This window comes from Hyphomonas sp. CY54-11-8 (assembly GCF_000682735.1).
In the GTDB taxonomy this organism is placed as follows: Bacteria; Pseudomonadota; Alphaproteobacteria; order Caulobacterales; family Hyphomonadaceae; genus Hyphomonas.
In genome coordinates, this window is the sequence record NZ_AWFD01000002.1 from 1 (window position 1) to 22,709 (window position 22,709).

The 22,709-nt window shown below is 61.6% G+C and carries 26 protein-coding genes and 1 tRNA gene; 12 read left to right on the forward strand and 15 right to left on the reverse strand.

Annotation, left to right across the window (positions count from 1 at the left end; translation table 11 throughout):
- Positions 1–247 precede the first annotated feature (247 nt).
- The 5 genes from HY17_RS03430 to HY17_RS03445 all read left to right on the forward strand — a co-directional run bounded on the left by HY17_RS03430 (position 248) and on the right by HY17_RS03445 (position 3,564).
- Positions 248–1,798 (forward strand): hypothetical protein, encoded by a 1,551-nt coding sequence (locus HY17_RS03430; RefSeq protein ID WP_034762706.1) that lies wholly within the window; start codon positions 248–250, stop codon positions 1,796–1,798.
- 4 nt (positions 1,799–1,802) lie between these two features.
- Positions 1,803–2,834 (forward strand): ribonuclease E/G, encoded by a 1,032-nt coding sequence (locus HY17_RS03435; RefSeq protein ID WP_034762710.1) that lies wholly within the window; start codon positions 1,803–1,805, stop codon positions 2,832–2,834.
- Positions 2,831–3,052: a DNA gyrase inhibitor YacG gene (locus HY17_RS19825; RefSeq protein WP_081812956.1), complete on the forward strand. Its 222-nt coding sequence runs from the start codon at positions 2,831–2,833 to the stop codon at positions 3,050–3,052. Before HY17_RS03435 ends, HY17_RS19825 begins: the two co-directional genes overlap by 4 nt.
- Positions 3,053–3,108: 56 nt before the next feature.
- Positions 3,109–3,183: transfer RNA gene (locus tag HY17_RS03440), tRNA-Phe, on the forward strand.
- Positions 3,184–3,288: 105 nt separating this feature from the next.
- On the forward strand, positions 3,289–3,564 hold the full coding sequence (locus HY17_RS03445) for a hypothetical protein (RefSeq protein ID WP_139068947.1): 276 nt from the start codon (positions 3,289–3,291) through the stop codon (positions 3,562–3,564).
- A gap of 14 nt (positions 3,565–3,578) precedes the next feature.
- On the opposite strand, the gene HY17_RS03450 is transcribed toward HY17_RS03445, so the two are convergent.
- Together HY17_RS03450 and HY17_RS03455 are read right to left on the reverse strand one after the other, a co-directional pair.
- Positions 3,579–4,625 carry an acyl-CoA dehydrogenase family protein gene (locus tag HY17_RS03450; protein ID WP_034762716.1) on the reverse strand — a complete coding sequence of 349 codons (1,047 nt, stop codon included), beginning with the start codon at positions 4,623–4,625 and terminating at the stop codon, positions 3,579–3,581.
- A 3-nt stretch (positions 4,626–4,628) separates the two neighbouring features.
- Positions 4,629–5,822, reverse strand: a complete 1,194-nt coding sequence (locus HY17_RS03455) for an acyl-CoA dehydrogenase family protein (RefSeq protein ID WP_034762719.1) — start codon at positions 5,820–5,822, stop codon at positions 4,629–4,631.
- Between the two features lie 159 nt (positions 5,823–5,981).
- On the opposite strand from HY17_RS03455, the gene HY17_RS03460 reads away from it, so the two are divergent.
- Positions 5,982–6,746, forward strand: a complete 765-nt coding sequence (locus HY17_RS03460; RefSeq protein WP_034762722.1) for a crotonase/enoyl-CoA hydratase family protein — start codon at positions 5,982–5,984, stop codon at positions 6,744–6,746.
- Between the two features lie 6 nt (positions 6,747–6,752).
- On the opposite strand, the gene HY17_RS03465 is transcribed toward HY17_RS03460, so the two are convergent.
- Together HY17_RS03465 and HY17_RS03470 are read right to left on the reverse strand one after the other, a co-directional pair.
- Positions 6,753–7,976 (reverse strand): TIGR03862 family flavoprotein, encoded by a 1,224-nt coding sequence (locus tag HY17_RS03465; RefSeq protein WP_034762725.1) that lies wholly within the window; start codon positions 7,974–7,976, stop codon positions 6,753–6,755.
- On the reverse strand, positions 7,966–8,727 hold the full coding sequence (locus tag HY17_RS03470) for an RNA methyltransferase (protein WP_034762730.1): 762 nt from the start codon (positions 8,725–8,727) through the stop codon (positions 7,966–7,968). Before HY17_RS03470 ends, HY17_RS03465 begins: the two co-directional genes overlap by 11 nt.
- A gap of 77 nt (positions 8,728–8,804) precedes the next feature.
- Between HY17_RS03470 and HY17_RS03475 the strand changes: the two genes are divergently transcribed.
- On the forward strand, positions 8,805–10,025 hold the full coding sequence (locus HY17_RS03475; protein ID WP_034762732.1) for an NADP-dependent isocitrate dehydrogenase: 1,221 nt from the start codon (positions 8,805–8,807) through the stop codon (positions 10,023–10,025).
- A gap of 55 nt (positions 10,026–10,080) precedes the next feature.
- Here HY17_RS03475 and HY17_RS03480 read toward each other — a convergent pair whose 3' ends face one another.
- The 8 genes from HY17_RS03480 to fabD form a co-directional block, all read right to left on the reverse strand.
- Positions 10,081–10,269: a hypothetical protein gene (locus HY17_RS03480; protein WP_034762735.1), complete on the reverse strand. Its 189-nt coding sequence runs from the start codon at positions 10,267–10,269 to the stop codon at positions 10,081–10,083.
- Between the two features lie 83 nt (positions 10,270–10,352).
- Positions 10,353–11,006 (reverse strand): guanylate kinase, encoded by a 654-nt coding sequence (gmk, locus tag HY17_RS03485; protein ID WP_034762737.1) that lies wholly within the window; start codon positions 11,004–11,006, stop codon positions 10,353–10,355.
- Positions 10,996–11,883 carry a YicC/YloC family endoribonuclease gene (locus HY17_RS03490; protein ID WP_034762739.1) on the reverse strand — a complete coding sequence of 296 codons (888 nt, stop codon included), beginning with the start codon at positions 11,881–11,883 and terminating at the stop codon, positions 10,996–10,998. Before HY17_RS03490 ends, gmk begins: the two co-directional genes overlap by 11 nt.
- Positions 11,880–12,908: an endolytic transglycosylase MltG gene (gene mltG, locus HY17_RS03495; RefSeq protein ID WP_034762743.1), complete on the reverse strand. Its 1,029-nt coding sequence runs from the start codon at positions 12,906–12,908 to the stop codon at positions 11,880–11,882. Before mltG ends, HY17_RS03490 begins: the two co-directional genes overlap by 4 nt.
- A 67-nt stretch (positions 12,909–12,975) precedes the next feature.
- On the reverse strand, positions 12,976–14,262 hold the full coding sequence (fabF, locus tag HY17_RS03500) for a beta-ketoacyl-ACP synthase II (RefSeq protein ID WP_034762747.1): 1,287 nt from the start codon (positions 14,260–14,262) through the stop codon (positions 12,976–12,978).
- 25 nt (positions 14,263–14,287) lie between these two features.
- Positions 14,288–14,521: an acyl carrier protein gene (locus tag HY17_RS03505; RefSeq protein WP_034762761.1), complete on the reverse strand. Its 234-nt coding sequence runs from the start codon at positions 14,519–14,521 to the stop codon at positions 14,288–14,290.
- Positions 14,522–14,633: 112 nt separating this feature from the next.
- A complete protein-coding gene (fabG, locus tag HY17_RS03510; protein WP_034762763.1) occupies positions 14,634–15,371 on the reverse strand; it encodes a 3-oxoacyl-[acyl-carrier-protein] reductase in 738 nt (245 codons plus the stop codon).
- 4 nt (positions 15,372–15,375) lie between these two features.
- Positions 15,376–16,323 carry an ACP S-malonyltransferase gene (gene fabD / locus HY17_RS03515; protein WP_155843524.1) on the reverse strand — a complete coding sequence of 316 codons (948 nt, stop codon included), beginning with the start codon at positions 16,321–16,323 and terminating at the stop codon, positions 15,376–15,378.
- Positions 16,324–16,536: 213 nt separating this feature from the next.
- On the opposite strand from fabD, the gene rpsF reads away from it, so the two are divergent.
- The 4 genes from rpsF (at position 16,537) to HY17_RS03535 (ending at position 19,411) form a co-directional block, all read left to right on the forward strand.
- A complete protein-coding gene (gene rpsF, locus HY17_RS03520) occupies positions 16,537–16,875 on the forward strand; it encodes a 30S ribosomal protein S6 (RefSeq protein WP_034762768.1) in 339 nt (112 codons plus the stop codon).
- Between the two features lie 14 nt (positions 16,876–16,889).
- A complete protein-coding gene (rpsR, locus tag HY17_RS03525; protein ID WP_034762771.1) occupies positions 16,890–17,147 on the forward strand; it encodes a 30S ribosomal protein S18 in 258 nt (85 codons plus the stop codon).
- Between the two features lie 12 nt (positions 17,148–17,159).
- Positions 17,160–17,747, forward strand: a complete 588-nt coding sequence (gene rplI, locus HY17_RS03530; RefSeq protein ID WP_034762773.1) for a 50S ribosomal protein L9 — start codon at positions 17,160–17,162, stop codon at positions 17,745–17,747.
- A 164-nt stretch (positions 17,748–17,911) separates the two neighbouring features.
- Complete coding sequence (locus tag HY17_RS03535; RefSeq protein WP_034762776.1) at positions 17,912–19,411, forward strand: replicative DNA helicase; 1,500 nt, start codon at positions 17,912–17,914, stop codon at positions 19,409–19,411.
- A gap of 3 nt (positions 19,412–19,414) precedes the next feature.
- On the opposite strand, the gene HY17_RS03540 is transcribed toward HY17_RS03535, so the two are convergent.
- Positions 19,415–19,900 carry a CinA family protein gene (locus tag HY17_RS03540; RefSeq protein ID WP_034763064.1) on the reverse strand — a complete coding sequence of 162 codons (486 nt, stop codon included), beginning with the start codon at positions 19,898–19,900 and terminating at the stop codon, positions 19,415–19,417.
- 112 nt (positions 19,901–20,012) lie between these two features.
- Here HY17_RS03540 and HY17_RS03545 point away from each other — a divergent pair, with 112 nt between their 5' ends.
- Positions 20,013–20,783, forward strand: a complete 771-nt coding sequence (locus tag HY17_RS03545; RefSeq protein ID WP_034763066.1) for an SDR family oxidoreductase — start codon at positions 20,013–20,015, stop codon at positions 20,781–20,783.
- Between the two features lie 19 nt (positions 20,784–20,802).
- Here HY17_RS03545 and HY17_RS03550 read toward each other — a convergent pair whose 3' ends face one another.
- Positions 20,803–21,774, reverse strand: a complete 972-nt coding sequence (locus HY17_RS03550; protein WP_034762779.1) for an alpha/beta fold hydrolase — start codon at positions 21,772–21,774, stop codon at positions 20,803–20,805.
- Entirely contained in the window at positions 21,771–22,691 is a 921-nt protein-coding gene (locus HY17_RS03555) for a crotonase/enoyl-CoA hydratase family protein (protein ID WP_051599624.1), read from the reverse strand. Before HY17_RS03555 ends, HY17_RS03550 begins: the two co-directional genes overlap by 4 nt.
- Positions 22,692–22,709 lie beyond the last annotated feature (18 nt).

The following is a 22,709-nucleotide window of genomic DNA, read 5'->3' on the forward strand; positions in this document are numbered from 1 at the left end:
ACGTGCGGCTTGTTACGCTCAAACTTTGCCTTGCCCATCGGGCCTCTCCTTGAATTTGTGTTCTGTCCGGCCCACCGGACGGGATACCAAACCAGGCCGGCGGCCTGTTAAACGGGCCTCATACCCATGTGTGGCGAGGGATTCAAGCGCACATTTGCGTTCGGCTGCACCTATCCGGACCACATCTTGCGCCCAGCGCCGAACCATGGGTAATCCGTGACTTCCAGCAACGGAAAGGACCCGCCATATGAGCGCTGATCTAGGTTCCCTCGCCGCATCCCTCAAGGCCGCGTCTCTGAAGGACCTTGCAACGGCCCGGGCCGGTCGGTCTGCACTGTCCGCTGCTGGCTGGACGGCGGACCTTTCCCGCCAGCACCTGAACGCAGAAGCAGACGCCGCTTTGCTCGCCCATGGTGAGACGGCAGGGCTGGAAGCAGCGGCCGCGTCTCTGTTCGATGGTGACATCGTGAACCCATCGGAGAACCGCCCGGCCCTGCATTGGGCGCTGCGTGCACAAGCGCCGCTTTCCGGAGAAGCCGAAACCGTCCGCCAGAGCGTGCTACCTGCCCTTGAGTTTGCCCGGCGGGTTCAGGAGGGAGAAATCCGGACTATCGCAGGCACGCCCTACAAGGCCGTGCTTCACATCGGAATTGGCGGATCGGATTTCGGTCCCCGCCTGGTCGCGGATGCATTTACAGACCTCGCTGCCCCTGGCATCGACCTGCGCTTCTGCGCCAATGTTGACCCGTGGGATCTGGAACACGCCCTGACCGGCCTAGACCCGGCAACAACCCTGGTTATCGGTGTCTCGAAATCATTCGGCACGGAAGAGACACTCTACAATCTCGGCCGGGCCCGCAAATGGATGGAAGCCTCTCTCGGCGCCGAAGCCAGCCGCCAGATCGCGCTCGTGACAGCTAATCCCGAACGGGCAAAAGCCTGGTTCGCCGGGAATGACGGCTATCTTTTCGACATGCCGCTGTCTGTCGGCGGGCGTTTCTCGCTGTGGTCGGCTGCGTCGCTGGCCTGCATGATCTACCTGAAAGCCGGCACGTTCGAAGCGATCCTCAAAGGCGCGGCCGACATGGATGCGCACACGCGCACCACACCGCTCGCCGAAAACCTGCCGATGCGCCTCGCCCTGCTCGACTTCTGGAATGCCTCATTCGTGGAACGCAGTATGCGGGTCATGCTCGCCTATTCCCATCGGCTTCGTATGCTGCCGACCTATCTGCAGCAGCTGGAAATGGAATCGAACGGAAAGACTGTCGGTCCGGCTGGCACGCCAGCGCCCTACGCCACAGCACCTGCTTTGTGGGGCGGTGAAGGCTCCGTCGGGCAACACTCCTATCACCAATGGCTGCATCAGGGGTCTCAAAACGTGCCCTGCGAATTCATTCTCGCACCGGATTTCGACCGCGACCCGGAAGGCATCACTGCCCTTACGGCCCACGCGCTGGCGCAGGCTGAAGTCTTGGCCAATGGACGCTCGCTGGAAGAGGTGAAAGCTGAAGAGCCCGACCTCTCCGAGGCCGTGGCGAAACAGAAAGTCCATGTGGGCGGCCGGGCGTCTTCCTTCCTGCACCACAAGGCGTTCGGTCCGGAAGCCTTCGGCAGTCTCGTGGCCCTCTACGAGCACCGGACCTATTTCGCCGGCAAACTCTGGGGCCTGAACCCGTTCGACCAATGGGGCGTCGAGCGCGGCAAGACAATGGCCACCCGCCTGAAACCGGCGCTGGCAGGTGATACCGCCGCAGACGACCCGGTGACGACTGCCCTCATCAAGGAACTCGGTTGAGGACATGCCCGCGGCTCGCATTCTTCAGGAAGTATGCGCCGCGGAAACGCGTGAAGTTGCGCTGGATGAAACGGGCCGCCCGGTTTCGGTCCGCCTTTCCCGCCTGACAGAAGACAGGCCCGTTCAGCTCGGCAAGACGGTAACGGGGCGCCTACGCGCAATTGCGCTTGGACAGGGCGGCGGCTTCATCGAGTTGGACAATAGGGCCGGTGAAGCTTTCCTCCGACTTAAAGAAGGCCACGGACTGACGGAGGGCCAATCGCTCGAATTGCGGGTCGTCGCCGAACCCCGTGAGGGCAGCAAGCTCGCCCGGGTGGGCCTTGCCGACCAGACGCCCGAATTCTCCTCTCTCAAGCCCTGGGACTCAGCTCAGATAGAGCAAGTCGAGCCGGGTGACCACACGGTTGCCATGGCGTTCGACATGGTCATTTCAGATGCCGTGAACCTGCCCGCCGGTGGCAACATCACCCTGGAACGCACCCGCGCGCTCGTCGCCGTGGATGTCGATACATCCGGCCGGACTGACACGGGACGGGCGGCGAACCGTGCGCTCAAGGTCAATCAGGATGCTGCCGCCGAACTCGCCCGGCAGATCAGGCTCAGAAACCTCGGCGGCATCGTGGTCATGGACTGCGTCAGCCCGCTGAACCGCGAAGCAGGCAAACAGGTCCGCGACCGGTTCAACCAGGTCTTCCAGGACATCTCCAGCCAACGCGTCCGGGTGCTGCTGCCATCAGAACTTGGCCTCCTGCAGGCCTCGATCGAATGGGCTGAGACCCCCATGGCGGAACGCCTGCTGGCCCCTTCCGGAGAAAAGAATTCGAGAACTGTTTGTTTCGACGGATTCCGGTTGCTGGAGCAGGAAGCGCGGGCCAAACGCATGGACAAGCTTCGTCTTGATCTGCCGGAGCATGCACTCGAATGGCTCAATCGTGAGGGCACGACTGTCAGACAGGCCCTTGCGGAAAAGTACGGCGACCGCTTCACTTACAACTCGACCGATCCGAAATCCCCACTTGTCTCCGTAATCCCATGAGCCAGCCTGTGCCCCCCGAGAAACGCCAACCGAAATGCGCCCAATGCCGCAAGAAACCGGTCTCCGCTGAGTACCGGCCTTTCTGCTCCAAACGCTGCGCCGATGTGGACCTCGGCAGGTGGCTCAATGAAGGTTACGCCATTCCCGGACCGCCGGTGACTGACGACGAGGACTCCCCCCGTCCTGGCGAGGCCGGGGATATGTCAGCAGAAGACTGAAATCGGCATGGACAAGCCCGCAGGGCTCCGTTAGATAGCGCCCTTCCCCACGGCCCGCCCGGGTAGCTCAGGGGTAGAGCAGCGGATTGAAAATCCGCGTGTCGGTGGTTCGATTCCGCCCCCGGGCACCATTTCCCAGAACAATTTGTTATGCCGCCTCGTCGAGTCCCGGTGCACATTCGGCTGCCCTGCGTCAGTTCTGCCAGCGCTCGCCCGTTTCGAACAGCCTCGCCGCCGTGCTCGCGGAATGCCGCAGCGGCGCAGCGCTATGTGCACTCCCCACATTTGTGGAAGCCGCACATCCGGACCTTCAGCGCATCTGCGCCATACCGGAAGCCCGGGCGGACATCAGGTTGTCCTTCCCGGAACGTTCCCGCCAGCTGGAGCGCTGCGTCAACGTGCTCGATTGGCTTCGCGGGTTGCTGGACGCGGAAGACCATCTCTGTTTCCGGCAAAATCCCATGCAGGCCCTGTGCGCAGAACCGGAAACGATCCTGCGCCGTCAGGCCTGACGGAGCGCATCTGATCAGGCGGCGACCAGGCCCTGCAGCTCCGCCGCGGTCTGACGCACCTGTTCCGGGCTGCCGAACAGCTGCCGGTTCACGCCGATGCGTTTGAACCAGTAGTGCAGACCCAGAAGGTCCGTGAAGCCCATGCCGCCATGCACTTCGGTCGCGGTCTTCGCGACGAACGTGCCGACTTCGGCGAGGTGCGCCTTTGCGAGGTTTGCCATGACCAGCGCTTCCGGGTCCTTCGTGTCCATCGCATAGGCCGCGTGCCAGACGAGGGCCCGAGCAGGCTCCAGCTTCGCAGCCATTTCAGCACAGAGATGCTTCACCGCCTGGAACGACCCAATGACACGGCCGAACTGCTTTCGCTCTTTCGCATACTCCACCGCCTTGTCGATCATCGCCTGAGCCGCGCCCAGCGTATCCGCAGCGACCAACAGACGAGCAACCGCCAGCGCTGACGGGTCGGATTGTGTGCTGGCTTCCGCAGCGACGCCGTCGAAGGCGAGTTCCTGGAACGTACGTGTCCGGTCAATCGTGCGCATCGGCTTGGCGGACCAGCCACTGGCCACGTGACAGGCGCCACTCGTGTCCGCGACCAGAACATGTGTCGCGCCAGTCGGCACATCGGCGAGCAGGCTGGTGCCGCTGAGGCGGCCATTGTCAGCCGTCACACCCGAACCATCGCGGCGCGAGGCCAGCTCTGTCAGGGCCAGGCCAAACACCTTCTCTCCATCCGCAATGCCGCTGGCATAAGTTGCCTGATCCTTCGCCAGCAGGTCCGCCGCAACCGTCGCCGCCAGGAAGCCGGAAGGCGCGACAGTGTAGCCCAACGCTTCCTGCACAAGGCAGGCTTCCAGCAAGCCAAGGCCGGAACCGCCCATCGCCTCTGGGACGTACAAGCCCATGATGCCCATTTCCGCGAGGCCGGCATCCAGTCCAGCTTTCGCCTCCGCATTGCCATCGGCAATCTTACGGATCGTGTCGAGGGACGCGTTGTCCTTCAGGAATCCGCTGATCGAATCCTGCAGCATACGCTGGTCTTCTGAGAGTGCGAATTCCATGACTTACACCTTTGCCGGCTTGGGTTCGCGCGGCATGCCGAGGCCGCGTTCGGAGATGATGTTCTTCTGGATCTGCGCCGTGCCGCCGCCAATGATCAGGCCGAGGTCATACATGTAGCGCCATTGCCAGGACCCATCCGCTCTCAGATGGTCTCCCTCGCCATAGAGAATACCAAGCTCGCCCAGCGCGTCGATGGCGAGGCCGGCAATCTGGTGATTGAGTTCACAGCCCTGCAGCTTGACGATCAGGCCCGCGAGGCCTGCGCTTTCCCGCTTCAGGCTGGCCGTCGTCACGCGCAGGCCGTTCGCCTGCATCGCATAGACTTCGCCTTGCAGCTTGATCAGCCGGTCGCGCAGCAACGGGTTATCGATCAGGCGTTCGCCATTCAGCGTCTCGGCCTTCATCAGTTCGACGAGTTCAAGGAACCGCGCCTTGGTGGCATTCGGATCACCCAGCATGCCGCGTTCATGTGTCAGCGTGGCGTTTGCCACCTGCCAGCCCTTGTTCTTCTCGAACACGATCCCGCTCTGCGGCACGCGCACATCGGTGAAGAACACTTCGTTGAAGTTCGCGTTCTCGGTCATGTCGACCAGCGGCCGCACTTCAATGCCCGGAGTCTCCATGGAGAACAGGACATAGCTGATACCTTCGTGCTTCTTCGCGTCCGGGTCCGTCCGTACAAGGCAGAAAATCATGTCCGCCTGCTTTGCGGTGGAGGTCCAGATTTTCTGGCCGTTGATGATGAAATCGTCGCCGTCTTCCACCGCTGCCGTGCGCACCGCAGCAAGGTCCGATCCTGCGCCCGGCTCTGAATACCCCTGGCACCAGATCATCTCACCATACAGCGTTGGACGAATGTAGGCTTCCTTCTGCTCCGGCGTGCCGAGTTCTAGCAGGGTCGGCACCAGCATGGAGATACCCTGCCCGCCCATTGGCCGGGCGATACCCGTGCGGGCAAACTCTTCCGCAATGATCCGGGACTTCAGCAAGTCCGGCTCAGCGCCGTATCCTCCATATTCCTTCGGGATGGTTCGGGCTGTCAGCCCGTTCTCGATCAGGAATTTCTGCCAGGCGAGACGCTTGGGATGTTTCATCCCTCTGTCTTCCGGCCCGGGGGCAAGATGGGAATTTTCCGTCAGGATACGGTTCACGTCCTGCCGGAAGGCTTCGTATTCGGGGCTCAGATTCAGTTCCATGCCGATATGCTGGAGGGGCTTCCCCAAGGTTTGCCAAGCGGAAAATCGCCTTCGCACCCGCACAAAAATCACATCCTTGGCAGGCCTTGCGCGGACGCAGCGTCAACGCGTTTACTTCGCCCGCAACGAGTCAACATGTGCATCAGGGAGTGAAGCCATATGCCAGTCGAATATGAAAAAAAGGGCCACGTCGCCATCATCACAATGAATCGCCCGGAAGCCCGCAATGCCATCAATGGCGAAATGGCCCAGACGATGGAAGCCGCGCTCGACCAGATGGAATCCGATCCGGAAGTGTGGGTGGGCATTCTCACCGCCGTCGGCAAGGCCTTCTGCGCCGGTGCGGACCTGAAAGAAATCTCGGCTGGCAATGGCGCCGCCCTTTCAACCAAGAAAGGAGGCTTTGCAGGCATTGCAAAACGTGAGCGCACCAAGCCTCTGATCGCGGCCATCACGGGCTCCGCGCTCGCCGGCGGCACGGAAGTGGCTCTTTCCTGCGACATGATCATCTGCGCAGACGATACGAATTTCGGTCTGCCGGAAGTGAAGCGCTCGCTCGTCGCTGGCGCTGGCGGCCTGTTCCGGCTGCCGCGCGTCATCGGCAAGTCGATGGCACTCGAAGTCATCCTGACGGGTGATCCGCTGCCGGCCCAGCGCGCTTATGAGCTTGGAATGGTCAACAAGGTTGCCCCGGAAGCCGAAGTGATGGCCGAAGCTGAAAAGCTCGCCGCCCGCATCACGGCCAATGCGCCGCTTGCCGTCGCCGCCAGCCGGTCAGTCGCCATCGAGGCCACCAGCAAGACCGACGAAGAGCTCTGGAAAGACAGCGGCAAGGCCTTTGCCAGCATCGTCGGAACCGAAGACTTCAAGGAAGGCCCGAAAGCCTTCATCGAAAAACGCGCCCCCGTCTGGAAGGGCAAGTAATCCGGACTATTCCGTGGCGCGGCGTGCGAGCCAGTCAAGCACGCCGCGTCCGGCCGCCCGGCCCGTCGCCATGCAGGCCGTGATCAGATAGCCGCCCGTCGGCGCATCCCACGCGATCATCTCGCCTGCGCAGAAATGGCCGGGTTTTGCTTTCAGCATCAGCTGCTCGTCCAGCGCATTCCACGCAACGCCGCCCGCCGTCGAAATCGCCTCGTCCACAGGCACCGTCCCCGTCAGCTTCAGCGGCAGCGCCTTGATCGCTTCCGCCGCGCGGGCCGGATCGTTTAGCGTTTCCCGATCTGCGCATTCGAACAACAGAGCTGCTTTCACGCCCGTGATCTTGAGCGCCTTGCGGAGCCGGTTGGAAAACGACTGCTTCGCCGGGGCCGCCGCGAGCCGCCGCGCCGTCTCCGCCACGTCCAGGTCCGGCAGCAGGTCCAGCCACAGCGTGGCGCTGCCTTTGGCTTCGATTTCGTCGCCAAGAGCGGCCGAGAGTGTGTAGACGCCCCCGCTCTCCACGCCGCGCGCCGTGACCGCAAACTCCTCGCGCGTCGCCTGTCCGCCTGCAGAGAGCTTCACACCTTTGACCGGCGCGCCTGCAAATTGCTCCCGCATCCGGTCTGACCAGTCCACGGTAAACCCGCAATTCGAAGGCCGGAATGGCGCCACTTCGATTCCCGCCTGGTCGAACAGGCTGGCCCATGCGCCATCCGATCCCAGCCGGCGCCAACTGCCGCCGCCGAGCGCGAACACTATCGCTGCAGGTGGCACGATCAACTCGCCTTCGGGCGTATCGAAGGACAGCGCCCCCTCCTGCGTCCAACCGGTCCAGCGGTGTTTGAGATGGAGTCGCACGCCCTGCTCCGAGAGCCGCCTCAGCCAGGCGCGGAGCAACGGGGAGGCCTTCATCGACTGGGGGAAGATTCGCCCCGTCGGGCCGACATGCGCCGGCATGCCGAGGTCTTCCATCCAGCGGGTCACCTCGTCCGGTCCGAAAGCTCCGATATGGTCAGGGAATAGTCCGCTATAGTCACGGAATCGCATGAGGAAGTCATGACCTGATCCGGTATGGGATATGTTCAGTCCGCTTTTTCCGGCCATCAGGAATTTGCGCCCGGCGCTCGGCATCGCCTCGTAGACGTCGACGCCCACCCCGGCTTCCGACAGCACTTCAGCGGCCATCAGGCCAGCCGGGCCGGAGCCGATGACAGCGACGCGATCAGTCGTCACGGATCACCCGCGCCTTGCCCCGGCCGAGCGCCAGCGCCTTGATCGCGCCCCGGAAGGTCTGCACTTCCTGCCGCGTCCAGTCCGCCCGGATGAGGGCCGCGCGGAGGTTGTCTTTCATCAGCGGAGTCTTCTCAGGCGGGAAGAAATATCCTGCTCTTTCAAGCTCTTCCTCGAAGTGCTCGAACATGCGGTAAAGCTCGTCACGCGGGGCGAGATCACCGAGGCCGGCCTTGTTATCCCCCTCGTCGGCACGTGGCCCGATGGCGAGCTTCCCCCACTCCGCGCAGAACACGCAGACGGCCTGAGCGAGGTTCAGGCTCTTGAAATCCACATCGACCGGATAGGTCATCAGGAAATCGGAGACCGCCACGGCATCATTCGGCAGGCCGGACTTCTCCGCCCCGAACATGATGGCCGATTTCCCGGTGCCGAGCCGCTGGTGCGCGACGTCGGCCGCATCCTGCGCATCGCCCACCCGCTTCTCGATCCCCCGCAGCCGCGCCGTCGCCGCGGCGAGCCAGGTGATACCTTCCAGCGCATCCTGCAGTGTTTCATGCACAGACACCGTCACGCCCGCCTCAAAGGCACCGGCCGACATCGTGTCCGCGGCGGGATTCGGCCAGCCGTCGCGGGGCGTCACAAGGCGCAGATCCGTCAGACCAAAGTTGCGCATGACACGGGCAGCAGCGCCGATATTTTCACCCAATTGGGGCGAGTGGAGAATGATGGCCGGACTGCGGTGATCTGCCATGTCGTAACCTGTTTTGACGCCTGCCCGGGCTCTGCTATAGGCCTGCCAGACAATTACAAGCGCAAGGACTTCCAAATATGGCGAAAATCAAGGTCAAGAACCCGATCGTCGAGATGGACGGGGACGAAATGACCCGCATCATCTGGCAGCTTATCAAGGACAAGCTGATCCACCCCTACCTGGACGTCGACCTGAAGTACTACGACCTGTCGATTCAGAAGCGCGACGAAACCGACGACCAGATCACCATCGACGCCGCCAACGCCACCAAGCAATATGGCGTGGCTGTGAAGTGTGCAACGATCACGCCGGACGAAGCCCGCGTGGAAGAATTCGGCCTGAAGAAGATGTGGCGTTCGCCGAACGGCACAATCCGCAACATCCTCGGCGGCGTTGTGTTCCGCGAGCCGATCGTGATCTCGAACATCCCGCGCCTCGTGCCGGGCTGGACGAAGCCGGTTGTTGTCGGCCGTCACGCCTTCGGCGACCAGTACAAGGCCACCGACTTCCTCGTGCCGGGCAAAGGCAAGCTGACCATGAAGTGGGAAGCCGAAGACGGTTCCGACTCCAAGGAATTCGAAGTGTTCGACTTCCCGAGCTCCGGCATCGCGATGGGCATGTACAACCTCGACGAGTCGATCCGTGACTTCGCCCGCGCCAGCATGAACTATGGCCTGCAGCGCAAGTGGCCGGTATACCTCTCCACCAAGAACACCATCCTCAAAGCCTATGACGGCCGCTTCAAGGACATCTTCCAGGAAGTTTTCGACACTGAGTTCGCTGACAAGTTCGCAGAATTCGGCGGCACCTATGAGCACCGCCTGATCGACGACATGGTGGCAGCGGCGATGAAATGGTCTGGCGGCTATGTCTGGGCTTGTAAGAACTATGACGGCGACGTCCAGTCTGACACCGTTGCCCAGGGCTACGGTTCGCTTGGCCTGATGACTTCCGTGCTGATGAGCCCGGATGGCAATACGGTCGAAGCTGAAGCGGCTCACGGCACCGTGACGCGCCACTACCGCAACCACCAGAAAGGCGAAGCGACGTCGACCAACTCGATCGCCTCGATTTACGCCTGGACCCAAGGCCTCGATCATCGCGGCCGGATGGACGGTACGCCGGAAGTGCGCAAGTTCGCCCAGACGCTGGAAGCGACCATCGTGAAAACCGTCGAAGCCGGCTTCATGACGAAAGACCTCGCCCTGCTGGTCGGCCCGGATCAGGGCTACCTGACGACCGAAGGCTTCATCGAGAAAGTCGCCCAGAACTTTGAAGAGGCGATGTCGAAGGCCTGATCCTTCTGACAATCCGAACAAAGAAAAACCCCGCAGCGCCTGCTGCGGGGTTTTTTCATTGGGTGTCGGTTGCTTCTGAAGTCACCGCCGCCTCTCCCGCCGCAGCTTCCGGCGATCTGTCGCCCCTCAGGACAAACCAGACAATTCCAACAAGCGCCGCCATAGGGATCAGCCAGAAAAGCCATACAGGCCGCGCCGGGGCGCGTTCTGGCAGGTCTGGCTTCGGATCACCGGGGTCAGTCATTCAGGGGCCCTGTAGGATTGTGGAAACGCCGCACTACCTTCGAGCGTCGTCAATGGCGCGTGCAAGTCAAGCTCTGTTCTGGTTCAGGCCTCACCCAACAGGCGACGGACATGGTTTTCGAGGTCCAGCTGGCGCAAGCGCTTCAGACGCTCGACCAGCAGGATCCGACGCAGCCGCTGATAAGCGACTTCAAGGTCTTCATTGACGATGACATAGTCATACCGCCGCCAATGCATGATCTCCCGCTTGGCGTCTTCCATACGCCGGGTGACGATCTCGGGTGTCGAGCCCGGCCGAGCGGCCAGGCGCTGCTCCAGCGCGCTGATACTGGGCGGCAGGATGAACACTGAGACCACATCATTCGGCATCTGGTCATGCAGCGCATCGGCGCCCTGCCAGTCGACATCGAAAAGAACATCTTCCCCGGCCTCCAGGCGCGCGACCGTGTCGGCCTTCGGAGTGCCATAATACTTGTCGAAGACATGCGCCCATTCGAGAAATTCGCGCCGCTCGATCATGTCGTGAAACTCTTCGATGCTGCGGAAGAAATAATCCTTTCCGTCTTCCTCGCCCGGACGCGGCGTGCGTGTCGTGGCCGAGACGGAAAGCTTCACATCGTGGAACTCGTCGATCAGCTTGCGGGCGAGCGTCGTCTTGCCGGCACCCGAAGGGCTGGACAGGACCAGCATGAGGCCGCGGCGCTTGCCGCTGTCTTTGGGGTGTCCGCTATTCGACATTGGCGGCCTGCTCCTTGAACTGGTCGATTAGTCCTTTGAGACCGAGTCCCGCATTCGTCAAATCGAGGCTGATGGATTTCGAGCAGAGCGTGTTGGCTTCGCGGTTCAGTTCCTGAGCCAGGAAGTCCAGTTTCCGGCCAACAGGAGAGCCGCCTGCGAGCAGTTCTCTCGCAGAGGCGAAATGCGCGCTCAGCCGGTCGAGTTCCTCGCGCACGTCCGCCTTGGCGGCGCTCAGCGCGATTTCGGCGGCCATCCGGTCCTTGTCGACCCGCCCCCCCGGATCCAGCTCGTCCAGCTGCTTCGTCAGGCGCTCCTTGAGCAAGGCAGGCTGCGACGCGGCAAGCTCCCCAGCTTCGCGCCAGTGCGCTTCCATGCCGGCCACAAGGCCCTCCAGCAACTCCGACAGGACACCGCCCTCGCGCTGCCGCTCGACTTGCAGTGCCTGCAACGCGTCCTCGCCGGCACTGGCCAAAAGCTTGATGACCGCGTCATCTCCCGCCAGATCACGCAGGTTTGAAGCCCCTGGCTCCACGACCCCTTTCACATTCATCAGGCTGGCGAACACATCGCCTGACAAAGCGGTACCAGTCCGCTTCTCGACGGCAGCGGCCAGCGCATCCAGAAGCGCGTTATTGATCGTCGTCGTGTCAGCGCCGCTTGCGAGTTCAATCCGTAGTGCGACCTGAAGGGATCCCCGCTTGAAGAATTTCGTTGCAGCCGATTTGACAGCGCGTTCCAGCGCTTCCATTCCCGGCGGATAATTCACGCGCACGTCCAGCCCGCGGCCATTGACGCTTTTCGCTTCCCAGGCCCAGCTTCCCCACTCGGCTTCACCCGCCACGCGGGCAAAGCCAGTCATCCCCGAAAGTACACTCATTCCGCTGCCCGCTCCCGTGCGATTTCTTTTCGCTCATAGGCGCGATAGGCGGCCACGTTGCGATTGTGCTCCGCCAGCGTCTTGGCGAAGAGGTGCCCGCCCTTGCCGTCTGCGACGAAGAATATGTATTCCGTATGCGGTGGGTTCAGGACTGCCTCGATCGCCCCGCGCCCTGGGTTGCAGATTGGTGTCTTTGGCAATCCGTCGATCTGGTAGGTGTTCCAGTCGGTCTTTGTGTCGATCTCGGAACGGCGGAGCGTGCGCCGTTGTCCCTTAGAATTGTACAGCGGCTCACCGCGCGAAACGCCGTAAATGATCGTGGGATCGCTCTCCAGCCGCATGCCGCGTTTCAGACGGGTCGTGAACAGAGCCGCAATCTCTGGCTGCTCCTCTACAAGACCGGTTTCCTTCTCCACGACGGACGCAAGAATGACGGCTTCATACGGGGTTTTTACCGGAATATCCGGATCGCGTTTCGGCCACAGATCTTCCAGCAGTTCTGTCTGCTTGTCCTGCATCAGCTTGATCATCTCAGCGCGTGTCATGCCGCGATCGAACAAATACGTATCCGGAAGGAGCGAGCCTTCCGGGATGTCTTGCTCCGGCATGTCGCCAACCAGAACCGGATCTGCCTCAATCACTTTCAGGAGCTGCGCCGTAGTACGGCCTTCGGGCAAGGTGATCTTGTAGAGGACACCCTTGCCCTCGATCAGCGTGTGCAGCACTTCGACCATGCTGGCGCCACGCTCGATCTTGAACTCGCCGGTTTTTATATCCGTTTCGGTATTCTCGAGCTTCGCCTTGAGGCGGATCAGCTTCGCATCGCGAATGATGCCTTCCTGTTCCAGTCGTACCGCGACGCTGGCAAGGCCTTCGCCCGGTTCAACATGGAACACGACATCTTCAGCCAGCGGTCCATCGCGGTTCAGCGCATCCTGCATCCAGACCCAGCCAGCACCGGCTGCGGCCCCGCCTATGACGAGGGCAAGGACTATGAGCGACAGCAGGCCCTTTAGGAATTTCATGCGCAGCCTCAATCAGCGGGTTTCCTGCACCGCAGCCTAAGCGGGGTGCAGGACTCCGGAAAGGGACTTACTTCACCTCGCGCAGAACGAGGCTGGCGTTTGTTCCACCAAAGCCGAAGCTGTTCGACATAGCGGCACGCACCCGGCCCTTCTTGGCCTTGTGCGGGATGAGGTCGATCACCGTCTCGAAGCTCGGATTATCGAGGTTCAGCGTCGGCGGCATCACCTGGTCACGAATAGCCAGCGCACAGAAGGCGCTTTCGATCGCACCAGCGGCGCCGAGCAAGTGCCCAACCGCTGATTTGGTCGATGACATGGACATGTTTTTCGCATGATCGCCAAATGCACGCTCGACTGCGCCCGCTTCGCCTTCGTCACCTTTCGGCGTCGAGGTACCGTGTGCGTTGACGTAGTCGATTTCGGTCGGATCGATGCCGGAATTCTTGAGCGCCATTTTCATGGCGCGGTAGCCACCTTCAGCACCTTCGGCAGGGGCCGTGATGTGGTAAGCGTCGCCGGTCAGGCCATAGCCGGACACTTCAGCGTAGATCTTCGCGCCGCGGGCCTTGGCGTGCTCATACTCTTCAAGCACCAGGACAGCTGCACCTTCACCCATGACGAAGCCGTCACGGTCCTTGTCATAGGGACGCGAAGCTTTTTCGGGCGTGTCATTGAAATTGGTCGACATGGCCTTGGCGGCGCAGAAACCGGCAATGCCAATACGGCCGATCACGGCTTCGGAGCCACCTGCGATCATCACATCGGCGTCGCCATACTTGATGAGGCGGGACGAGTCCCCGATGGCGTGGGCACCCGTGGCGCAGGCCGTCACGACCGAATGATTCGGTCCCTTGAACCCGTATTTGATCGAGACCTGGCCGGAGGCGAGGTTGATCAGGGCCGAAGGAATGAAGAACGGACTCACCTTGCGCGGACCGTGCTCGTGCAGCGTGATGGCCGTATCGTAGATGGATTCAAGACCGCCGATGCCCGATCCGATCAGGACGCCTGTGCGTTCCTTCTCTTCTTCATTTTCGGGCCGCCAATTGGCGTCTTCGACAGCCTCCTCTGCCGCCGCGAGGGCGTAGAGAATGAACTCGTCGATCCGGCGCATCTCTTTCTTGGAGACGAATTTTTCCGAATCGAACGCTTCGGGGTCCCCCTCTCCGCCACCACGGCCAGTCACCCATGGCACCTGGAAAGCGATCTTGCAGGGCATATCCTCAGGATCGAACGTATCGATACGTCCGGCCCCGGACTTCCCGGCAAGCAAACGTTCCCAAGTGGCCTCGCGTGTCGCCGCGAGCGGCGACACGATACCAATGCCAGTAATGACGACGCGGCGGTCAGACATGGAGACCCCTCCTGTCCAGGATGTCTTAAATGTGAGCCTTGATATGGGTCACGGCGTCGCCGACAGTGCGGATGGATTCCTGCACATCGTCCGGGATTTCGATATTGAACTCTTCCTCAAAAGCCATGACCAGCTCGACGAGGTCCAGCGAGTCTGCGCCCAGATCGTCGATGAAGCTCGCGCTTTCGACGACCTTGTCACCTTCCACGTCGAGATTGTCGACAACGATTTTCTTAACACGTTCAAGAACGTCAGACATGCTTACCTCTCTTAAATGCCTGAGGAATGGCCCGAAATCCGAACCATTGTGTTGCGCCTAGCACACAGTTATCCGAGCCGCCAAGCCCTTGTATAGCTGTGAACTGTGCCTATCAGATCATGGCCATACCGCCATTTACGTGCAGCGTCTGCCCCGTAACGTAAGCGGCTTCGTCCGAAGCCAGATACACAGCAGCTGCAGCAATATCGCCACCCTGTCCCAGCCGGCCGGCCGGAATTCTCCCGAGAAGCGAACTCTTCTGCGCTTCAGGCAGCACATCCGTCATCGGCGATTCGATGAAGCCGGGCGCGATCGCGTTAGCCGTAATGCCGCGGCTCGCGACTTCCTGAGCCAGCGATTTGGTGAAGCCGATCATGCCCGCCTTGGACGCGCAATAGTTCGTCTGCCCCGGATTACCGGTCACGCCAACGACAGACGTGATGCCGATAATGCGGCCGTGGCGGCGCTTCATCATGCCCCGCACGACACTCTTGGTCAGGCGGTAATAGGAGCCAAGATTGACGTTGATGACATCGTTCCAGTCGTCATCCTTCATCTGCATCAGCAGCTTGTCGCGCGTGATACCAGCATTCGCGACGAGGATGTCGAGCGGCCCGATCACCTCTTCCGCCTTTGCAGCGAGGCCATCAACGGCCTCCGGGTCGGACAGGTTGCAGGTCACCACAGCGCTTTCGCCGGGCAGAGTCGCCGCCACCTCATTCAGCACGCCTTCACGCGTACCGGACAGGACGACTTTCGCGCCGGCTTCAGACAGGGCTTTCGCAATCGCGCTGCCGATGCCGCCGGAAGCGCCCGTAACGAGGGCCGTACGGCCGGAGAGTGTGAACATGGGATTATCCCTTCAAGGCTTGTGCGAAGGCTTCCAGATCCTCAGGCGAACCGAGGGTGAAGCCGTTCAGTGATTTTTCGATGCGGCGCTGCATGACCGTCAACACTTTACCGTTGCCAACTTCGCCCGTTGTGTCGACGCCTTCAGCCACCATGAACTGCACGCTCTCGGTCCAGCGCACGCGGCCAGTGACTTGAGCGACGAGGTTTTGACGGATCGTTTCCGGATCGGTGACCGGCGCCGCGGAAACGTTGGCGACGACCGGAACGACCGGCGCCTTGATATCGGTGCTGGCCAACGCTTCGGCCATGGCGTCCGCCGCAGGCTGCATCAGCGAGCAGTGGAACGGCGCGGACACGTTCAGCGGCATTGCCTTCTTCACGCCATTGGCCCTCGCCCACTCACAAGCCGCGTCGATTGCGGATTTGGAGCCGGACAGCACCAGCTGGCCTGGTGCGTTGTCGTTCGCCAGTTCGCACGCCCCACCTGCCTCCCGGCCAGCGGCACAAGCGGCTTCGGCCTGCGCCACATCGGCGCCCAGAAGCGCCGCCATGGCGCCTTCACCGGGCTGGACGGCCGACTGCATGGCATTACCGCGAATGCGCAGCAGACGTGCCGTATCGGCGATGGTCAGCGATCCTGCTGCAGCCAGCGCCGAATATTCGCCTAGCGAATGGCCAGCCACAAAGGCGGCGTCCTTTGCGGAAATGCCGAATTCGGCCTCCAGAGCCTTCATGGCAGCCAGCGAATGGCTCATCAGAGCGGGCTGGGTGTTTGCCGTGAGCGTCAGCTCTTCAATCGTGCCATTCCACATCAGGTCCGACAGCTTCTGGCCGAGCGCCTCATCGACGGTCTGGAACACCTCACGGGCGGCCGGATAGGCATCGGCCAGGGTCTTGCCCATGCCGATTTCCTGGCTGCCCTGGCCAGGAAAAATGAAAGCGAGTTTGATCATCGGCGATTCTCCCGAAATTTTCGCCGTGCCTAAAGGTGACACCGCGTGTGCGCAAGCTATTGAAATTCCTTGCCAGATAGGCTTTACAGCCGCCTTCATGGACAGGGATGCGGTCCTTGGTACTCCGGAATGAGCCGGGGGAAGAGGGGCCATCGTCCGGCAGTTTCCCGCTGTCAGGCGCCGCACCCCTTTGATTTTGGGAATGAAAACATGGCTTTTTACGAGCATGTCGTGATCACACGACCTGACATCTCGCCGGCCCAGGTCGACTCTTTTGTCGAAGAACTGTCCGGCTTTCTCAAGGAAAAAGGCGCCACCATCGGCAAGACCGAATACTGGGGCCTTCGCAACCTTGCCTACCCGATCAAGAAGCAGCGCAAGGGTCACTACTCGCTGATCAACATCGACGGTCCGGCTGAAGCGATCCACGAACTGGAACGCCGCCAGCGCCTGTCCGAAGACGTGATGCGCTACATGACCATCCGCGTGGAAGAGCTCACCGACGAACCGTCGCCGGTCCTCTCCCGCAAAGAACGCCGCCGCGACTAGGAAAGGGACAGGACATGGCTCAGAAACTGAACATTACGAATATCCCGGCCCGCCGTCCGTTCGGCCGCCGCCGCAAGGTTGATCCGTTTTCGGGCGATAACGCCCAGGCGATCGACTACAAGGACGTGAAACTGCTCCAGCGCTACATCTCTGAAAAAGGGAAAATCGTGCCGAGCCGTATCACGGCTGTGAACCTGAAGAACCAGCGCAAGCTTGCCCAGGCCATCAAACGTGCCCGCATGCTCGCCCTGCTTCCCTTCGAAGTGAAGTAAGGAGAGACTGACATGCAAGTGATCCTCCTTGAGCGCGTCGAAAACCTCGGCGGTATCGGCGAAGAAGTGAAAGTGAAGAACGGTTTCGCCCGCAACTTCCTTCTCCCGCAAGGCAAGGCCCTGATGGCCAACGACCGCAACCGCGCCCGTTTCGAGCGTGAACGCGACGCCATCGAAGCCCGCAACGCGGAAGCCCGCGCAGCTGCTGAGAACGAATCCCAGAAGCTGGACGGCGCAATCTTCGTGCTGATCCGTCAGGCTGGCGACACTGGCCACCTTTATGGCTCCGTCACCGCCCGTGACATCGCAGACGCTGCTGAAGCAGCTGGCTACAGCGTGCCGCGTTCCGGCGTGCGCCTCGACAAGCCGATCAAAGAGATCGGCATGTACGACGTGTCCGTTCGCCTCCACGCGGAAGTGACTGTCACTGTGCAGGCAAACGTCGCCCGCTCGCAGGACGAAGCTGACCGTCAGGCCAAAGGCGAAGACATCGTTGCGGCGCTGCAGGCTGCAAACCAGGCGATGGCTGACGAACAAGCCGGCGAACTGGCCGAAGCAGCTGCCGACCGCGCTGCTGAAGGCCCGGCTGAAGAAGAATAAGCTTCCCGGCATCCAAGATTAGAAAGGCCGCACTTCCGGGTGCGGCCTTTTTCTTTGGCATTTCCGGGGCTTCGCGGGTCATCCACCGATGAGAGGTATTTATCCACAGGTCTGGCCGCTCTATCACCGTGCACTCTCACCTGAGGTAAGGTAGGGTTAATATCATGCCTCTTGACGACACAGCTTCCCCCAAAGACACCATCGCGCCGCCGCACAATCTGTCGGCCGAAGCCGCTGTGCTGGGCGCGATCCTGTTCGACAACAACTCCTATCAGCGCGTCGCGGATATCCTGCGTGCGTCGGACTTTTACGCTCCGGCCCACCAGGAACTCTATGAGGTCGCATCCGTGATGATTCAGCAGGGTCGCATCGCCGACGGCGTGACCCTGCGAGAGCATTTCGAAAAGGCCGAGAAGCTCTCCGAAATCGGTGGCGCCCGCTACCTTGAACAATTGCTCGACTCTGCGGCCTTCGGCGCCGAGGTGAGCGACTACGCACACATGATCCGCGACCTCGCCATGCGCCGTTCTCTGGTCGGGATCGGCAGCGACCTGCAGGGTCGCGCCCTCCACCCCTCCCCGGATGAAAGCGGCGAGCGGCAGATCGAACTCGCTGAACGCCAGCTGTTCGATCTTGCCGAACGCGGCGCGTCCGGGCGTGGCTTTACCAGCTTCGCCGAGGCGCTGACGGAATCGCTGAAAACTGCCGAGGCGGCCTACAAGCGCGAAGGCAAGATTGCCGGCATCCCGACCGGCCTGCGCGACCTCGATGAAAAGCTCGGCGGCATGCACCGGTCCGACCTCATTATCCTCGCTGGGCGCCCATCTATGGGTAAGACCTCGCTCGCAACCAACATCGCCTACAACGCAGCCTCAGCCTATCGCGCCGAGATGCAGGAGGACGGCTCCAAGAAAACAGTAGACGGAGCGATCGTTGGCTTCTTCTCACTGGAGATGTCGAACGAACAGCTCGCCACGCGTATCATCGCGGAACGCACTGGCATCACCACGCACCGCATTCGCCAGGGCGATCTCGACAAGGGCGATTTCGAACGCCTGCGCGAAGCCACGGAAGAGCTTCAAAACCTTCCGCTCTACATCGATGATACCGGCGGCATCTCGATCAGCCAGCTGGCTGCCCGTGCCCGCCGCCTGCAGCGGTCTGTCGGCCTCGACATGATCGTGATCGACTACCTGCAGCTGATCACGGTCAGCACATCCGGCGCCAATTCCAGCCGCGTGCAGGAGATCACCCAGATCACCACCTCTCTGAAGGCGCTGGCAAAGGACCTGAACGTCCCCATCATCGCACTGTCCCAGCTATCCCGTGCCGTGGAGCAGCGTGACGACAAGCGCCCGCAGCTCTCCGACCTTCGCGAATCCGGCTCCATCGAGCAGGATGCCGACGTCGTCATGTTCGTCTATCGCGAAGAATACTACCTCGCCCGGACCGAACCCGGCGCCGATCCGAGCGATCCGGCTTCAAACGAAAAATGGGCCAAGTGGCGCCAGCGCATGGATGAAGTCTACGGCAAGGCCGAATGTATCATCGGCAAGCAGCGTCACGGTCCAATCGGCCGTGTCGAACTCGCCTTCGATTCCAACATCACGCGCTTCGGCGACCTGACCAAGGATCAGCAGGGTTACGGCGCCGACTTCGAGTAAAACTCAGGTCAGCGCAGCGTGCAGCAGGTCCAGCGCCTCGATGGCGAAGCGGCGCATATTGTCTTCCCGATCGTTAAGGCCCGTTTCCAGGGTGCGGGAAACCTCGAAACCGTCGGGCCCGCAGACCGCGACGCAGGTGTGTCCCGCCGCATCGCCATAGCCATTGCCAGTTGGGCCGGAAGCCCCTGTCTCGCAAAGCCCCCAATCTGCCCGCAGCTTCCTGCGGATCGTCCGCGAGAGCAGCCGAGCATAGGGCTCCGTCGAGGAGCGCATGTCGCCCAGGTCTTCCTTTGTGAGGCCCAACAGGCCGCGAAACGCCTGAGGCGTATAAATCACCCCGCCGCCCCGGTAGAAGGCTGACGCCCCCGGCTGAGCCAGCAAGGCTGCCGAGATCAGTCCTCCCGCCGAGGATTCCGAAATCGCGACGGTTTCGCCGCGCTGTCTGAGGTGCTCACCGATGTCGGCAGCGATGGAGAGAAGGTTTTGCATGCCTTCCATGAACCAATGGCGGGCCGGGCTGGCAAGTCTCTACGTTACGACAGGTGTTGGATTTACCCGCCTTTACCGTCACACTCGCGAGAAACCGCAGGAGGAAACCGAAGTGGATCTGCATCTTAAAGGAAAGAACGCCGTCATTCTTGGTGGCACACGCGGCATTGGCCGCGCCATCGCCGACACGCTCGCAGGCGAAGGCGCGAATGTCGCTGTCTGCGCCCGGAACGAAAAACAGGTCGCCGAGACCGTCGAGGCGCTTCAGGCCAAAGGCGTGAAAGCAACCGGCGCTTCGGTGGACATCACGGATGAAGACGCCCTCAAATCATGGATCCGGAAAGCCGGCGTCGAACTCGGCGGCATCGACATCCTGGTCTCCAATGCGGGTGCCATGGCGCAGGGCAATACGCCGGAAGCCTGGACGCAGAACTTCCAGCTCGACGTGCTGGGCGCCGTCAACGCGTTCAACGCAGCCGAGCCCTTCCTGGACAAGGCCGCCAAATCGCATGGCGATGCTGCCTTCGTCATTATCGCTTCTGTCTCTGCCGCGCAGGCAGACCGGGCAGACTCCTACGGCCCTATCAAGGCATCACTCATTCACTTCGCCAAAGGCCTCGCCCGCGAGAACGCTGCCAATCGCCTTCGCGTGAACGTCGTCTCGCCGGGCATGGTCTATTTCGAGGGCGGTATCTGGCACATGATCGAGACGAACCAGCCGGAATTCTTCAAACAGGCCAATTCCCGCAACCCGACCGGTCGCTGCGCCACGCCGCAGGAGATCGCGAATGCGGCCGTATTCCTGGCCAGCCCCGCCTCTTCCTACACAACGGGTGTGAACCTCGTCGTGGATGGCGCGGTCTCAAATCGCGTGAATTTCTGAGCGTGCCGGCAGGCGGGCCTTACAGCCCGCCCAGCCACTCGATCAGGTGACGGTTCACTTCTTCCGGGCGCTCTTGCTGGGTCCAGTGGCCGCAGCCTTCCAGCAAGTGGCATCCGCGAAGGTCCGCCAGGTTCGGCTTCATCGCCGCGACGACATCTCCTCGGAACATCTTCAGCACGAGGTCCTTCGTGCCGCCGATGAACAGCGACGGCTGCTGGATCACCGGATTGGCCGGATGGTTCTTCAGGAATGCATAATCGCGCGCATGATTGCGATATCGGTTCAGCGGCCCGCGGAAACCGGACTTGCGAAACTGGCTGTCATAATAAGCGACATCCTCCTCGCTCAGCCAAGGAAGCGGCATCGGCGGCTCCGGCAGTCGGAGCAGCAGCGTGTCGCCATGCTTCTTGTCGGTTGGCCATGTGCCATCCGGTGCATCGCCGGAAATCGCATAGTAGAACCGGCGGATGGTTGCCGCAGGATCAGATTCCAGTTCCGCTTCCGGCGGGCCGACATCCTGGAAATAGACCTGGTAGAAGAACAGGCCCCGCTCAGTGAACACCTTGTGCACCATGTCCAGGAACATGACGTCGCCCATCGGCGTGTAAGGCACGGATAGCCCGGCAACCGCCCGGAACCTGTCTGCATGCAGACGGGCTGTGTTCCACGCAATCGGCGCGCCCCAGTCGTGCCCGACGACGACAGCCTTCTCTCCCGGTGACAAAGCCTCTGCCAGTCCGGCGATATCGCCGGTCAGGCTTTCAAGGTCATACGCCTCGATCGGCTCGGGACGTTCGGATTCGCCGTAACCACGCACATCCGGCGCAGCGACCCGGTAGCCGGCCTCGCTGAGCGCCTTGATCTGGTGGCGCCAGGAATACCAGCTCTCCGGGAATCCGTGGACGAGCACGACAAGCGGCCCGTCCCCGGCGGTCGCCACGCGAAGCGTGACGCCATTCGTCTTTACAAACTCGAAGTGCTGCTCACTCACGAGCCGTCACCGCCAATCCATTTGAATTCCGGCTCGTCCCACCACGGGAAGAAGCTCGGCATGCCGTCGGACACTTTCACCGGATAGGTCGGCTTGCGCTTCTCAAGGAAGCTCATCACGCCTTCACGGGCGTCTTCCGTCTTGCCGCGCGAGTAGATCGAAGCGGAATCGACAATGTGGGCTTCCATCGGATGGCTGGCACCCAGCATGCGCCACATCATGTGACGGGTCAGCGTGGTGGACACCGCCGCGGTATTGTCTGCGATCTCGCGGGCGAGTTCCTTGGCCTTATCGAGAAGTTCCGCCTGCGGATAGACGGCTTTAACGAAGCCAGCGTCCAGCGCCTCCTGTGCCGGGAAGATCCGGCCGGTAAAGCACCAGTCCAGCGCCTGCTGAATACCCACGAGGCGCGGCAGGAACCAGGAAGACGCCGCTTCCGGGTTGATGCCCCGACGATTGAACACAAAGCCGAAGCGCGCATTGTCAGATGCGAGGCGGATATCCATCGGCAGCTGCATGGTCACGCCGATACCGACTGCAGCGCCGTTGATGGCGCCGATGACCGGCTTCAGGCTATTGAAGATGCGCAGCGTCACGCGGCCACCACCGTCACGGCGGATGTCTTCCTCGGACGACCGGCCAGCCTCGCCGTCACCGGCACGCTTGTCGTAATCGAACGTCTTGGCGCCGGAGGACAGGTCGGCCCCGGCGCAGAAGGCGCGGTCGCCATGGCCCGTCACGATGACGACGCGGATGTCGTCGTCGGCGTCGGTGATGTCGAAGGCTTCAATCATCTCCTGCATCATCTTGCCCGTGAAGGCGTTCATCTTGTCCGGCCGGTGGAGGGTCAGGATGGCGATGCCATCTTCCTTCTCCAGCTTGATTTCCGTGAATTCCTTTAGCGCCGTTGCTGCCATTGGCTTGTCTCCCTATTG